Genomic DNA, 14075 nt, shown 5'->3' with positions numbered 1-14075 from the left:
CTACGGCCGGCGCGGATTCGAGCAGATTTTGCCTCCGCCCCTGCGCGGGCAAGCCGACGGGTTGCAACCTCTGGTTCCCGCCACAAGCCGCTTCCTTCCCGGCGCGAAATTCAAGTAAGCTCTCCGGCGTGGGACCGGAGCGACCGTGCAGGGCGCACAACGCAATTCGCTGAGATTGCTGCAGTGGATGATGGCTGCGTCCCTGGCGCTGCCGATTGCGCTGTTCGCGATCGCCGCTTCGATCTCCTACACCTCGACCAAAGACATCGCCGACCGCGAGATCGAGCGCACCCTCGATGTCGCGCACGAGCACGCGCTCAAGGTGTTCGAGACCATCGACCGCAGCCTCGCCGAGATCAACGAGGTGGTGCGCGGCATGCCCGACGACATCATCCGCGCGCGCGAGCCGGCCCTGCACCGCCGCCTGAAGCAGCTGACCGATTCGCTGCCGCAGTTGAAATCAGCATGGATCTTCGATGCGGACGGAAAGTCGCTGGTCAACAGCCTGGCCTCGCCGCCGCCGGCACAGAGCTTTGCGGATCGGGACTATTTTGCCGCCCATGTCGACCAGACCATCGGCAGCTACATCGGAGTCCCGCTGACGCCGCGCCAGCCCTATCAGGGCGCGCGCTTCTTCGGGGTCAGCCGCCGCCGCGGCTCCGACGACGGCAGCTTCATCGGCGTGATCCAGGCTTCCGTCCTGCCGGAATATTTCGAGAGCTTTTACGCCAGGATCGGCTCTGATCCCGGCAGCTTCCTCGCCATGGCACGCACCGACGGCGTGGTGCTGGCGCATCTTCCACGGCTGGACCGCGACCTCAGGCTCGATCCTAACGGGCCGGTCGGCCGCAGCATCGCCGCTCATCCCGAGCATGGCCTCATCACCATCGCCTGGCCATCGGACGAGGTCGAGCGCCGCATCGGCTACCGACGCATCGCCGAATACCCGATCTATGTCAGCGCGGGGCTGGAGACCTCGGCAATCCGCGCACGCTGGTTCGCCACCATGGGCCAGCATCTGGTGTTCGGCATTCCCGCCACCGCGCTGCTGTTTCTGCTGCTGGCGTTCGCGTTCCGGCGCACCCAGCATCTCCAGGCCGAGGCCGCCGCGCGGCGCGAAGCCGAGGAGGCGCTCAAGCACAGCCAGCGCCTGGAGGCGCTCGGCCAGCTCACCGGCGGCGTCGCGCACGACTTCAACAACCTCCTGACCGTGATTCGCGCCTCGGTCGATCTGCTGAACCGGCCGCAGCTGAGCGAGGAGCGGCGCCAGCGCTACATCACCGCCATTGCGGACGCGGTCGGGCGCGCGGCCAAGCTGACATCGCAGCTGCTCGCCTTTGCACGGCGGCAGACCTTGAAGCCGGAGGTGTTCGACGTCGGCGCGCGGCTGCAGTCGCTGCACGACATGCTCGCGACGCTGCTCGGACCCGCGATCGAAATCGCGATGCGGCTGCCGGCCGAGCCCTGCCTCGTCAATGCCGATGCGAGCCAGTTCGAGACGGCGTTGATCAACATGGCGACCAATGCGCGCGATGCCATGCACGGCAAGGGCAGGATCGTCTTCAACGTCGAGGCCGCGGCGACCATTGCGGACACGCGGGCTCCCGTCTCGGGCAACCCTGATCTTTCAGGCAGCCAAGATCTTCCTGGCAAACAAGACCTTCCTGGCAAACACGGATTCGTCGGCATTGCCGTCAGCGACACCGGGATCGGCATTCCGGCTGCGCGGCTGGAGCGCATCTTCGAGCCGTTCTTCACCACCAAGCAGGTCGGCCACGGCACCGGTCTCGGCCTGTCGCAGGTGTTCGGCTTCGCGCGGCAGTCCGGCGGCGAGGTGACAGTCACCAGCGAGGTCGGCCACGGCAGCACCTTCTCGCTCTATCTGCCGCGCGTGGCGCCGCATTTGTTGCCGCAGCGGCAGGCACCGAACACGGCTCCGGCCGTGGCCGGCAGCGGCATGTCGGTGCTGCTGGTCGAGGATAATATCGAGCTCGCCAATTTCGCGGCCGACGGCCTCACCGAGCTCGGCTACAGCATCACGCTGGTCGACAATGCAACCGATGCACTCGCCGAGCTGGTCATGGATGCCGATCGCTTCGATGTCGTTTTCTCGGACATTGTGATGCCCGGCATGACCGGGCTCGATCTCGCGCAGGCGGTCCGCGACCGCGGCATCGGCGTGCCGGTGGTGCTGACCACCGGCTACAGCGAGGCGCTGTCCCAGGACGGCAAGATCGATTTCGAGCTGGTGCAAAAGCCCTACGCGATCGATCAGCTGTCGCGCGTGCTGCACCGGCTCGCACGGCGCCGCAGGGTCCGCGACGGCGCCGCCGAATGAGCCGATGCCGGGAACCCGTGGGAACCTTTTGATTTAGCTTGCGTTATCCGGCCATGCAAAAGCCGGCCGGAAAGCGCGAATCGGGCAAGAAGCCGCCCATTGTCGAAATCGTCGGCGAGACCGGCGAGGAAGTGGCTCCGCCGCCGCCCGAGCTGGTCGAGCCCGACCCGGCGCTCTCGCCCGAAGAGGCCGAGCAGGCCCGCAAGGACTATCTCCTGACCCGCTTCTGGATCAGCGCGCGCGGCTTCTGGGGCCGCAACGGCGACCGGCTGGCGTGGCTCTACTCCATCGGCCTCGGCGTGCTGATCGTCCTGACCGTCGGCTTCCAATACGGCATCAATGTCTGGAATCGGGCGATCTTCGACGCGATCGAGAAGCGCGAGGCGTCCACCGTCTTCCATCTCACCGCGGTGTTCTTCCCGCTCGCGATCGGCAGCATCGTGCTCGGCGTGGCGCAAGTGTTCGCGCGCATGGGCATCCAGCGGCGCTGGCGGGCCTGGCTGACGGCAAGCGTGCTGACGCGCTGGCTCGGCAACGGCCGCTATTACCAGCTCAACCTCGTCAGCGGCGACCACAAGAATCCGGAATACCGGATCGCGGAGGATCTGCGCGTCGCGACCGATTCGCCGGTGGATTTTCTCGCCGGCGTGACGTCCGCGCTGCTGTCGGCCGCGACCTTCATCGTCGTGCTCTGGACCATCGGCGGCGCGCTCACCGTCACGCTTGCGGGATCGTCGGTGACGATTCCCGGCTTCCTGGTGATCGCCGCGATGCTTTATGCGGGAATAGCATCGGGCTCGATCCTGGTGATCGGCCGTCAATTCGTGCAGGTCTCCGAGGACAAGAACCAGGCCGAGGCCGATTTTCGCTACACGCTGACGCGCGTGCGCGAGAACGGCGAGAGCATCGCGCTGCTCGGCGGCGAGGAAGAAGAGCGCGACGGCATCGACCGCAATTTCACGAATGTGCTGCGGCAATGGGCGCGGCTGGCGGGTCAGCACATGCGCACCACGCTGGTGTCGCAGGGATCGAGCCTCGTTGCGCCGGTCGTGCCGCTGCTGCTCTGCGCGCCAAAATTCCTCGACGGCAGCATGACGCTGGGCCAGGTGATGCAGGCGGCTTCCGCCTTCACCATCGTGCAGAGCGCGTTCGGCTGGCTGGTCGACAATTATCCGCGGCTCGCCGACTGGAATGCCTGCGCTCGCCGCATCGCCTCGCTGATGATGTCGCTCGACGGCCTCGAGCGCGCCGAGCAGGGCGACGGCTTCGGCCGCATCAAGCGCGGCGAGACCAGCGACGACGCCATGCTGGAGCTGAACGATCTCTCCGTCACGCTCGATGACGGTACCGCCGTGGTCGGCGAGACCGAGGTGGTGGTCGAGGCTGGCGAGCGGCTGCTGGTGGCCGGCGAGTCCGGCACCGGCAAGAGCACGCTGGTGCGCGCCATCGCCGGGCTCTGGCCGTGGGGCGGCGGCAGCGTCAATTTCCATCCCGACCGGCGGCTATTCATGCTGCCGCAGCGACCCTACGTGCCCTCCGGCTCCTTGCGCCGCGCGGTTGCCTATCCCGGCGCGGAAGGCGACTGGACCGTCGAGGAGATCGGCGAGGCCCTGCACAAGGTCGGCCTCGACCATCTCAAGGAGAAGATCGAGGAAGAGGCACCGTGGGACCAGACATTGTCCGGTGGCGAGAAGCAGCGCCTGGCCTTCGCGCGACTGTTGCTGCACAGCCCTGACATCGTCGTGCTCGACGAGGCGACCTCGGCGCTCGACGAGAAGAGCCAGGACAAGATGATGAAGATGATCACCGACGAGCTGCCGAAGGCCACCATCGTCAGCGTCGCGCATCGCGTCGAGCTGGAAGCCTTCCACAGCCGCAAGATCGTGCTGGAGCGCCGCAAGGACGGCGCAAAACTCGTCAGCGACATCGAGCTGATCCCGCGCAAGGGCAAGCGCAAGTTGCTCGGGCGATTCCTGAGGCAACGCAAGGCGCCACCGAAAAAGGCGGCCTGACCTGTAGCCCGGATGGAGCGCAGCGCAATCCGGGACGGTCCATCGAGAGGCGAAACCCGGATTACGCTGCGCTCCATCCGGGCTACCGACCTCTCGTGAACGATTGGAGTCCTCTTCAAAACCGGCTATGCATGCGCCGCTTGCAATGAGGACCGCCGCTTGACGACCGACAATGCCCCTTCGTCCGCGCCGTTCGGCGCGTTTGCGCCGAATGCGGCGCAGGCCGCCATCATTCGCCTCGCGACACAATCGCGGCTGAAGCGCGGCGCGTTCCGGCCGTGGCTGTCGCGATTGGTGAACCTGCTGCGCGGTGGCCCCCTCGACGTGCAGTACCAGGGCGCATCGTTCCGCTTCTATCACCAGGGCAGCGCGACCGAACGCGGCGCACTGTTCAATCCCGAGTACAATCTCGACGAGCTCGACTTCCTGCGCCAGCACACTCCGGCGGGCGGCGTGTTCGTCGACGTCGGCGCCAATGTCGGCACCTTCGCGCTAGTGATGGCGCGACAGGTCGGGCCGTCGGGAAAAGTGGTCGCGATCGAGCCGCATCCGATGACGTTTGGACGGCTGTCGTTCAACCAGGCCGCGTCGCAAGCGACGCAGGTGCGCCTGGTGCAGGCGGCCGCCGGCGACAGCGACGGCGAGCTGATGATCGAGAGCGGGGGCGGCAATCTCGGCGCCACGCATGTTGTCACCGGCACGGCCAGCGCGGAGGCGATCAAAGTGCCCTCGCTGCGGTTGACGCGCATTCTCGACGAAGCCGGCGTCACCAAGGTGGACGCGTTGAAGATCGACGTCGAGGGCTTCGAGGATCGCGTGCTGATCGGCTTCTTCCGCGACGCGCCGCAATCGCTGTGGCCGCGCGCGGTGGTGATCGAGCATTTGTCACATAAGGAATGGCGGGAAAATTGTATCGCCGACATGGTCGCGCGCGGCTTTGTGGTTGCGCGCAAGACGCGGAGCAATACGTTCCTGTCGCGTTGACGACGAACGACGGAGGTTACGATGATCGACCATATGGGCTTCCCGGTCTCCGACTATGAGCGCGCCAAGGCGTTCTACGCCAAGGCATTGGCGCCGCTCGGCTACGGCCTGATCATGGAGGTCACGCAGGAGCAGACCGGACACGATCCGGCCGCCGGCTTCGGCGCCGATGGCAAGCCGGATTTCTGGATCGGCGGCGAGGGCGCGCTGAACAAGCCGGTGCATGTCGCGATCCTGGCAAAGGACCGCGCCGCTGTGGATGCGTTCTACAAGGCGGCGATTGCGGCGGGCGGGCGCGACAACGGGCCGCCGGGCATTCGGGCGCATTACCATCCGACCTATTACGGCGCCTTCGTGCTCGACCCCGACGGACACAACATCGAGGCGGTTTGCCACGCGCCGGAATAGATAAGTTCCATCCTCGGCCGGAACCTCGTTCCGCGCGCGCCGTTGTCGTCCCTTGCAAGAAGGAGCACGACATGGCCAACGACAATGCCCGCGATATCGATCGCGTATGGGATCTGATGAAGTCGATCGGATTCGCGATGCTGGTGACGCGCGATGGCGACAAGCTCCGCGCGCGGCCGATGAGCGCCTATCTCGATCGCAACGCGGACACGATATATTTCCTCACCGACGCGCGGCGTCACAAGGACGAGGAGATCGCGCGCAATCCGTCCATCAATCTGTCGTTCGCGGATGCGGGCAGCCAGAAATACGTGTCGCTGACGGGCACCGCTGTCGTTTCCAATGACCGCGCGAAGATCAAGGAGCTGTTCTCGACGCCGGCCAAGGCGTGGTGGGACTCTGCGGAAGATCCCAACATCCGCGTGCTCAAGGTCACGCCCGACGATGCCGAGTTCTGGGACTCGCCCGGCACCGTGATCTCCTATGTGAAGATGGCAGCCGCGGCGGTGACGAACACGCGGCCCGATCTCGGCGACAACCGCAAGGTCTCGATGTAATGCCGATCGAGCCGCCCGAGATTCCGCCGTCGACGCCGGGCACACCCACCGAGCCACCGCCGGGGATTCCGCCAGGCAATCCGCAGCCTGAAATCACGCCGCCGGTGCGCGAGCCCGGCTCGCCAGCACCGCCCGACGAATTGCCGGGCCGCATGCCCGAAGAGATTCCATCACGCGGACCGAACGGACCGCTCACGCCGAATCCCGCGACGGACGCAAGTCCGCCGCGGGATCGCGCATGAGGCGACGCATCACATCCAAGGCAATTGCAACCTGCGTCTGAATGCGCAATGAACGTCACCATAACGAGGTGATTTGCGTGCAGAAATAAATCGGGCCGCGTGCGCTTCGTCCGCCACAATCCGGCCTAACGCGTAGCTGTTCATCCCAACACTTCGTCAAAGAACCTTCCGGGGAAGTTCACCATCATGACTAATCTTCGTTTCGTGCTGCTTGCCACCACGGCTCTGACCGCGATGCAATTCGCAAGCTCCGCATCGCATGCGCAAGGCGCGCCGCCGCTCGTCGTCGCGCAGGCGCAGCCACAAGAGACCGGCCCTGACGGAAAACCGAAGCAGCCGCCGAAGGGACCGCCAGCGGCCGCGCCGCCTGCGGCGCCCGCGCGCCCGGCCGCACCGCCGCCCGCAGCTGCACCGCCCCATCCGCCCGCGGCACCTCCGCCGGCTGCCGCACCGCCGCGCCCCGCAGCTCCGCCGCCGCCTCCGCCGCCACCTGCGGCCCGTCCGGCACCGCCCCCGCCCCCACCGCCGCCTGCGGCCCCGAAGCCGCCTTCGCCGCCCCCGGCTGCGGCTCCGCAACAGCATGCGCCGCCTCCTGCACCGCCCGCGGCACGCCCGGCTCCCACGCCCCCGGCACCGCCGCCCGCCGCGGCACCGCAGCAGCACGCACCCACACCTCCGCCTCCGACGCCGCCCGCGGCTCGTCCGGCTCCCACCCCTCCTGCTCCGCAGCAGCACGCACCGACACCTCCGCCGCCTCCTGCGGCCGGTCCTTCGGGACGGCCTGCGCCTGCACCGACAGCAACGCCTCCGGCATCTGCTGCTCCCGCAGCGCGCCCGGCAACGCCTGCTGCCCCGACCGCCACGCCTGCTCCGACAGCAACACCTGCGCCGACCGCAACGCCGGCTCCGGGCAGCACACCAGGCACGCCGCCGACTGGACGCCCCGGTGCGCCGCCGCCTGGCGGACGTCCCGGCGCGCCCCCGGCTGCAGGATCAGCGACACCTGCTCCGGGCGCCACGCCCGCTCCAACGGCCACGCCGACTCCCGGTGGCGCTCCGACGCCGCCGCCCGGACGTCCCGGTGCGGGACCCACGCCCGCTCCTGGCGCGACCCCGGCTCCAGCCGCGACGCCAACCCCGGGTCAGCAGGGAGGAACGCCTCCTGCTGGCGCGCCCGCTGCCGGAACTCCGCCGACCCAGCCGCAGGCAGGCGCCCCGCCCCGGCCGCCGGCTCCCCCCGCCGGCGCTGCGGCACCGAGCACCGTCCCGGGCTCCGCGGCCGCAACGCCTCCGCCCAACAGGGCGCAATACGCGCCGCCGACGGTTGCGCCGGCTTTCCGAACCGCGCCGAGGATCGCAGCACCGCTGCCGCCAGCACCGCGTCCGCCGCAGCGTGACCTCACGCCGCTCGCGATCGGTGCTGGCGTGGTGGCCGGCGCCGTGATCGGAGCCACCATCGCCGACCTCCACAATCAGCGGCGCGAATCCGTCGAAGGCGGTCGCACCGTCTACACCGAGCCGGATCGCATCATCATCCGCGATCCCGGTGGGCAGGCCTACGTCCGCGGCAACGATCTCTATCGCTTCCGCTATGGCGCCCGCGACATCCGCACCGAGACTGTCGGCGCGGATACCCGCACCGTGGTGATCCGTCCCGACGGCAGCGAGATCATCACGACGGTCGGTCCGGACGGTCGATTGCTGCGACGCATCCGCAGGGATCCCCGCGGGCGCGAGCTCATCATCATCGACAACAGCTACCGCGATCCGCAGTCGGTCGGCGGCTTCTATGTCGACGCGCCGCCGCCGGTCGTGAACATTCCCTACGACCGCTATATCGTCGACGCCCAGGAGGCGTCGCCGGACGTGATCTACCAGACCATGCAGGCACCGCCGGTGCAGCGGATCGATCGACGTTATACGCTCGACGAAATCCGCTACAGCCCCAATGTTCGCATGCAGATGCCGAGCGTCGACGTCAACTCGATCACCTTCGAGACGGGTTCGTGGACGATCCCCCAGGATCAGGCGGCCAAGCTGCAAGTGATCGCCGACGGTCTCAATCAGGCGATCCAAGCCAACCCGCGCGCGGTGTTCCTGATCGAGGGACACACTGACGCGGTCGGCAACGACGTCGACAATCTGTCATTGTCGGACCGTCGTGCGCAGTCCGCAGCCGAATTGCTGACCCAGCAATTCGGCGTGCCGTCCGAGAACCTGACGTCGCAGGGCTACGGCGAGCAGTATCTCAAGGAGCAGACGCAAGGACCGAGCGCGATCAACCGGCGCGTCACCGTCCGCAACATCACGCCGCTGCTCAACGGCGGCCAGGCCTCGCTGCCGCCGCCCCCGCCCGGCACCGCGCCGCCGCGCTGAGGCGAAGCACAAAATGCAAAATGGCCGGGAGCAATCCCGGCCATTTTTGTTTCTGTCATTGCGAGGAGCGAAGCGACGAAGCAATCCAGACTGTCGCTGCGGGAAGACTCTGGATTGCTTCGCTTTGCTCGCAATGACGAATGAGGCAGCAATCCCCGGGCGCGTCAGCCCTTGTCGTTCTCCAGCCGGAATATCTGCGAGCCTTCGCTGCCCGACAACAGACCCGTGTCGCTGTAGAGCTTCAGCTTGGCACGGGTATCGTTGATGTCGAGGTTGCGCATGGTGAGCTGACCGATGCGATCGGCCGGCGTGAACGCCGCGTCCTCGACCTTCTCCATGCTGAGCCGCTCCGGCGCATAGGTGAGGTTCGGGCTTTCCGTGTTGAGGATCGAATAGTCGTTGCCGCGGCGCAGCTCGAGCGAGACCTCGCCGGTGACGGCGCGGGCGACCCAGCGCTGCGCGGTCTCGCGCAACATCAGCGCCTGCGAATCGAACCAGCGGCCCTGATAGAGCAGACGCCCGAGGCGCATGCCGCTGATGCGGTATTGTTCGATGGTGTCCTCGTTGTGGATGCCGGTGACGAGGCGCTCATAGGCGATGTGCAGCAGCGCCATGCCGGGCGCTTCATAGATGCCGCGGCTCTTGGCTTCGATGATGCGGTTCTCGATCTGGTCGCTCATGCCGAGGCCGTGGCGGCCGCCGATCGCGTTGGCTTCGAGGAACAGCGCGACGGGATCGGAGAAGGTCTGACCGTTCAGCGCGACCGGCTGGCCTTCCTCGAAACGCACCACGACCTTCTCGGCCTTGACGTTGCAGTCGTCACGCCAGAACGGCACGCCCATGATCGGGTTGACGATCTTGATGCCGCTGTCGAGACTTTCGAGATCCTTGGCCTCGTGCGTCGCGCCGAGCAGATTGCTGTCGGTCGAGTACGCCTTCTCGGCGCTCATCTTGTAGGCAAAACCCTGCGCGGTCATGAACGCCGACATCTCAGCGCGGCCACCGAGTTCGTCGATGAACTGCTGGTCGAGCCAGGGCTTGTAGATGCGCAGGCCCGGATTGGTCAGCAGGCCGTAGCGATAGAAGCGCTCGATGTCGTTGCCCTTGAAGGTCGAGCCGTCGCCCCAGATGTTGACGCCGTCCTCCTTCATCGCGGCGACCAGCATCGTGCCGGTGACGGCGCGCCCCAATGGCGTGGTGTTGAAATAGGTGATGCCGCCGGTCGAGATATGGAAGGCGCCGGACTGGATCGCGGCGATGCCTTCATGGACGAGCTGCGTGCGGCAATCGACCAGCAGCGCCTTCTCCGCGCCGAACTCCATCGCCTTGCGCGGAATCTCGTTGTAATCGGCCTCATCCGGCTGGCCGAGATTGGCGGTATAGGCGTAGCAGCGCGCGCCCTTCTGCTTCATCCAGAGCAGCGCGGCGCTGGTGTCGAGACCGCCCGAAAACGCGATGCCGACTTTCTCGCCCTTGGGCAGGCTTTTCAGGATCGTGGTCATGGGGCTTCCAATCGGTCTCGAAGGGCGGATGTCGTTTCACGGGTTGACCGCGCGAATATCAAATTTCGCGGGGCTCGGCACCCCTTTAATGGCTCAAACCGACGGCTCGGGGCCCGCCTTGCGGCCGAACAGGCGCTGGCGCAGCCGGTAGGCGGGCATGTTCAGCCGGGTCAGGGCGGCATCGACCGCCTCGTCCGAAAACCGGGTCCGCGGCCAGCGGTAGATCAGCGCGTAGGCGAACCAGATCACGACGAAGGTGACGAGGCCGGCGATCGACACGTCGGTGAAGAAGTGGCCGCCAAAGGCCATCCGCAGCCCGCTGGTCACGAGGCCGAACACCACGGCTCCGGCATAAGCGAGCGGCCGCCACGGCGGCGGCGCCAATGCGGCCGGCGCCAGCGTCCAGAATGCGGTAGCGCCCTCGCCCGAGAAGAACGAGCAGTTGCGCGCGCAGCCGCCGCGCGGATCCCACCACGGCACGAATTGCTGGTCGCCGGCAAACTGCGTCACCACCACCGGGCGCGGTCGGCCCCAATAGGACTTGAAGGCGAGATTGGTAAGGATGCCGGCTGACAGGATGATCGTGACCAGAAGGAAGACGATCGCGCGCCCGGATACCATCAGTGGCCGGTCTGGCCTGACCATCTTGACCACGAGCGCGACCAGCGCAGGCAGCACGAACGCCCAGGCGACCCACATCGCGGCATCGCGCGCGAAGCCGGCCCAATCGTTCAGCTTGAGCGGAAACGACTTCGTCGCGGGGTCGAAGAACAGCGCGGCGAGCTTGAGGTCAAGCTCGGGATAGAGCCCGAAAACGACGCCGATCACGAGCCACAGCGCCAGGGCGATGAAGAGTCCAGTCCGGTTCATGGCGCGCGGTTTAGCCGAGTGGGAAGGGGATGAAAACCCCGCGGCAAGTCAGAAACTCACCGCGCATCCGGTCTTGAATTCGACGGCAGCGGCGGAGGCGGCTTGCGCGGCAGGGGCGGATTGCGCCAGGCGCCGGCATTGCGGCCGGCGATCAGCCAGTAGACGACACCGGCGACGATGCCGGCGCCGGTCATGATCTCCAGATGCCGCCGCACGATGCCTTCGAATTGCAGCGTGTCGGAATGAAACGGGACCAGGCCGAGATAGCAGGCGAGCCCCACGACGCCACCGCCCACGGCATAGGCGAGCGCGCTGCGGATGTAGAGCGCCTCGGTGATCGCGACGATCACCGCCGCCGGCACCAGCGCAAAGCCGGAGACGAAGATGAAGCCGAACCCGAGCACGATATCGATCGTGCCCTGATCGACGGGACCGGCGCCGAGATCGGCGAATTCCGGAAACAACAGCGCGACGACGACGATCATGCCGCCGATGAAGCAGGCGGCGAGAAAGCCGATGAAGATGACGATGAGGCGGCCGATCAGGGACATGCCGGAAAAGTCACCGTTGTCGTCATTGCGAGGAGCGTAGCGACGAAGCAATCCAGACTGCCGCCGCGGAAAAACCCTGGATTGCTTCGCTACGCTCGCAATGACGAGGATGCGCGAGCGCCGCCATCATCAATCCGTCATCGCCATGGCCCGCAGCGTCTGGCGTTCCCTGGCGGAAAGCTTTTCCGTCTCCGACTTGAGCTGGCCGCAGGCGGCGAGGATGTCGCGGCCGCGCGGGGTGCGCACCGGCGAGGAATAGCCGGCGTTGAAGACGTATTCGGAGAATTTCTCGATCTGGTCCCAGTCCGAGCATTCATAGGCGGTGCCGGGCCAGGGGTTGAACGGGATCAGATTGATCTTGGCGTGAATGCCCTTGAGCATCTTCACCAGCAGCTTGGCGTCGTCGAGCGAATCGTTGACGCCCTTGAGCATCACGTATTCGAAGGTGATGCGGCGCGCGTTCGAGGCGCCGGGATAATCACGGCAGGCCTGCAGCAATTCCTTGATCGGATATTTGCGGTTGAGCGGCACCAGCTCGTTGCGCAGCTCGTCGCGCACCGCATGCAGCGAGATCGCGAGCATCACGCCAATTTCCTCGCCCGCGCGCACGATGTTCGGCACCACGCCCGAAGTCGACAGCGTGATGCGGCGGCGGGAGATGCCGATGCCTTCGTTGTCGCCGACGATGAGCAGCGCATCGCGCACCGCATCGAAATTGTAGAGCGGCTCGCCCATGCCCATCATCACGATGTTGGTGACGCGACGCGTACCGTCTTCGCGATCGGCCCAGTCGTTCAGACGATCGCGTGCGACCATCACCTGTCCGACGATCTCGCCGGCGGTGAGGTTGCGCACCAGGCGCTGCGTGCCGGTGTGACAGAACGAGCAGTTCAGCGTGCAGCCGACCTGCGAGGAGACACACAGCGTGCCGCGATCGGTTTCCGGGATGTAGACGCACTCGACTTCATGCGCCCGCTCGACATTGTCGCCGCTCGGCAGCCGCAGCAGCCATTTGCGTGTGCCGTCGTTGGAGATCTGCTCGGCCACGACTTCGGGCCGGTCGACGGTGAAATGTTGCGCGAGCTCGGCGCGAATGCCCTTCGAGACCGACGTCATCTCTTCGAAATTCTGGGCGCCACGGAAATACATCCAGTGCCACAGCTGCTGCACACGCATCTTGCGCTGCGCCGGTGCAACGCCGATCTCGCCGAGGCGATCGGCAAGCTCGGTGCGCGACAGGCCGATCAGCGACGGCCTCGCCGGCGGCACATAGGTTTCGAGCGGAGTCTTCTCCACCAGCGTTGCGTTGTGCGGCTCGATCATCGGTTGCATGGAATGGCCTGATCAGGTGGTCGTTCCGGGATGGTCCGAAGGACCGGACCCGGAACCGCGAGATTCTCAGGTGCGCAATTGCGCACCATAGTTCGATGCTCCGCATCACCCCGGAATGACAGGAGAAAATCTGGAACGCGCCCTATATAGCAACCGGACCTGCCGATTGCGACCTTATCGACCGCAGGCTTAACGCCTGCAATCCTGGGAGATCCGGTCAAGCGCCTGGGCGAGGCCCTTCAGCGAAAAGGTGTCGGTCGTCTCGGTCCCCTTGGACGAGATGCCCTTGACCACGAGATCGGCGGATTTGCGCATGGCCTCGACCATCCGCTCTTCCTCGGCCGCGTTCTTGATCCAGAGACCGTCGCCCTGCGAGTACATGGCGAACGCGGCGCCGCCGACCTCGACCGAGGATTCAGAGCCCGGCTTCAGCGCGTAGCCGATCATGACCGAGACTTCGTTGTTGACCTTCTCCGCCGGGCGGGTGGAGACGAAGGCATAGGCAGGATCGCGCGGCCGATTCGGCGGGTTGGTCTTCGACGACGACGGCTTGGCCAGCGCGAAGCAGACCTTTTTGCCATTGGGCGCAGCCGAATAGGCGCCCCAGGTGCCGAACTGACCGATCAGGGTCGGCTCGGCGCCGCCCGCAACCGTCGCGTGCGGGGCCGCCGGTTTGCTCTCGGGCTTGGCAGCCGTCTTTCCAGTGGTATTGGCCACCGGCGCGGCCGGTTTCGGTGCAGCCTCTTTCGGTGCAGCCTCTTTCGGTGCAGCCTTGGGCGCAGGTTGCGCCGTCTGCGCCCGCGCGGAATCGATGATCCCACAGGCCGCCACGCCCGTCATCAAAGCTAAAATCAGCACCCGCCACATGCTGGAGTGGTTCCCTCAATATTGTGACTGGAAGAT

Annotated in this window: 12 protein-coding genes; 7 read left to right on the top strand and 5 right to left on the bottom strand. The window is 66.3% G+C overall.

Annotated elements, in window-relative coordinates; translation table 11 throughout:
• The first annotated feature begins 145 nt into the window (after nt 1-145).
• The 7 genes from AC0L20_RS25810 (at nt 146) to AC0L20_RS25780 (ending at nt 8917) form a co-directional block, all read left to right on the top strand.
• Entirely contained in the window at nt 146-2338 is a 2193-nt protein-coding gene (locus AC0L20_RS25810) for an ATP-binding protein (RefSeq protein ID WP_473293577.1), read from the top strand.
• Between the two features lie 53 nt (nt 2339-2391).
• Nucleotides 2392-4350, top strand: coding sequence for an ABC transporter ATP-binding protein/permease (locus AC0L20_RS25805; RefSeq protein ID WP_473293576.1), 1959 nt, complete (start codon nt 2392-2394; stop codon nt 4348-4350).
• Nucleotides 4351-4509: 159 nt separating this feature from the next.
• The gene (locus AC0L20_RS25800) at nt 4510-5334 is read left to right on the top strand and encodes an FkbM family methyltransferase (protein WP_473293575.1); all 825 of its coding nucleotides are present in this window, start codon (nt 4510-4512) and stop codon (nt 5332-5334) included.
• A gap of 21 nt (nt 5335-5355) precedes the next feature.
• On the top strand, nt 5356-5742 hold the full coding sequence (locus AC0L20_RS25795) for a VOC family protein (protein WP_027514944.1): 387 nt from the start codon (nt 5356-5358) through the stop codon (nt 5740-5742).
• Between the two features lie 71 nt (nt 5743-5813).
• Nucleotides 5814-6299 carry a pyridoxamine 5'-phosphate oxidase family protein gene (locus AC0L20_RS25790; RefSeq protein ID WP_473293574.1) on the top strand — a complete coding sequence of 162 codons (486 nt, stop codon included), beginning with the start codon at nt 5814-5816 and terminating at the stop codon, nt 6297-6299.
• Nucleotides 6299-6541: a hypothetical protein gene (locus tag AC0L20_RS25785; RefSeq protein WP_473293573.1), complete on the top strand. Its 243-nt coding sequence runs from the start codon at nt 6299-6301 to the stop codon at nt 6539-6541. The genes AC0L20_RS25790 and AC0L20_RS25785 overlap by 1 nt, the downstream gene beginning before the upstream one ends.
• Nucleotides 6542-6727: 186 nt before the next feature.
• Complete coding sequence (locus tag AC0L20_RS25780) at nt 6728-8917, top strand: OmpA family protein (RefSeq protein ID WP_473293572.1); 2190 nt, start codon at nt 6728-6730, stop codon at nt 8915-8917.
• 164 nt (nt 8918-9081) lie between these two features.
• Here the strand turns inward: AC0L20_RS25780 and argG are convergent, their stop codons facing one another.
• The 5 genes from argG to AC0L20_RS25755 form a co-directional block, all read right to left on the bottom strand.
• A complete protein-coding gene (argG, locus tag AC0L20_RS25775) occupies nt 9082-10419 on the bottom strand; it encodes an argininosuccinate synthase (RefSeq protein ID WP_007598765.1) in 1338 nt (445 codons plus the stop codon).
• A gap of 93 nt (nt 10420-10512) precedes the next feature.
• On the bottom strand, nt 10513-11289 hold the full coding sequence (locus tag AC0L20_RS25770; protein ID WP_473293571.1) for a phosphatase PAP2 family protein: 777 nt from the start codon (nt 11287-11289) through the stop codon (nt 10513-10515).
• Between the two features lie 56 nt (nt 11290-11345).
• Nucleotides 11346-11840, bottom strand: a complete 495-nt coding sequence (locus AC0L20_RS25765; RefSeq protein ID WP_473293570.1) for a hypothetical protein — start codon at nt 11838-11840, stop codon at nt 11346-11348.
• Nucleotides 11841-11969: 129 nt separating this feature from the next.
• The gene (gene rlmN / locus AC0L20_RS25760) at nt 11970-13172 is read right to left on the bottom strand and encodes a dual-specificity RNA methyltransferase RlmN (RefSeq protein ID WP_473293569.1); all 1203 of its coding nucleotides are present in this window, start codon (nt 13170-13172) and stop codon (nt 11970-11972) included.
• Nucleotides 13173-13361: 189 nt separating this feature from the next.
• The gene (locus AC0L20_RS25755; protein WP_473293568.1) at nt 13362-14039 is read right to left on the bottom strand and encodes an invasion associated locus B family protein; all 678 of its coding nucleotides are present in this window, start codon (nt 14037-14039) and stop codon (nt 13362-13364) included.
• Nucleotides 14040-14075 lie beyond the last annotated feature (36 nt).

Source organism: Bradyrhizobium sp. Kon58, assembly GCF_055807455.1.
The sequence above is the reverse complement of the archived record's forward strand: the minus strand, read 5'-3'. Positions and strand labels throughout refer to the sequence as shown.

Bases quoted from the DNA above. Each gene is read 5' to 3' on its own strand.
- AC0L20_RS25805 (WP_473293576.1), top strand. From the start codon at position 2,392: ATGCAAAAGCCGGCCGGAAAGCGCGAATCGGGCAAGAAGCCGCCCATT.
- AC0L20_RS25795 (WP_027514944.1), top strand. From the start codon at position 5,356: ATGATCGACCATATGGGCTTCCCGGTCTCCGACTATGAGCGCGCCAAG.
- AC0L20_RS25790 (WP_473293574.1), top strand. From the start codon at position 5,814: ATGGCCAACGACAATGCCCGCGATATCGATCGCGTATGGGATCTGATG.
- AC0L20_RS25785 (WP_473293573.1), top strand. From the start codon at position 6,299: ATGCCGATCGAGCCGCCCGAGATTCCGCCGTCGACGCCGGGCACACCC.
- AC0L20_RS25780 (WP_473293572.1), top strand. From the start codon at position 6,728: ATGACTAATCTTCGTTTCGTGCTGCTTGCCACCACGGCTCTGACCGCG.
- argG (WP_007598765.1), bottom strand. From the start codon at position 10,419: ATGACCACGATCCTGAAAAGCCTGCCCAAGGGCGAGAAAGTCGGCATC.
- AC0L20_RS25770 (WP_473293571.1), bottom strand. From the start codon at position 11,289: ATGAACCGGACTGGACTCTTCATCGCCCTGGCGCTGTGGCTCGTGATC.
- AC0L20_RS25765 (WP_473293570.1), bottom strand. From the start codon at position 11,840: ATGTCCCTGATCGGCCGCCTCATCGTCATCTTCATCGGCTTTCTCGCC.
- rlmN (WP_473293569.1), bottom strand. From the start codon at position 13,172: ATGCAACCGATGATCGAGCCGCACAACGCAACGCTGGTGGAGAAGACT.
- AC0L20_RS25755 (WP_473293568.1), bottom strand. From the start codon at position 14,039: ATGTGGCGGGTGCTGATTTTAGCTTTGATGACGGGCGTGGCGGCCTGT.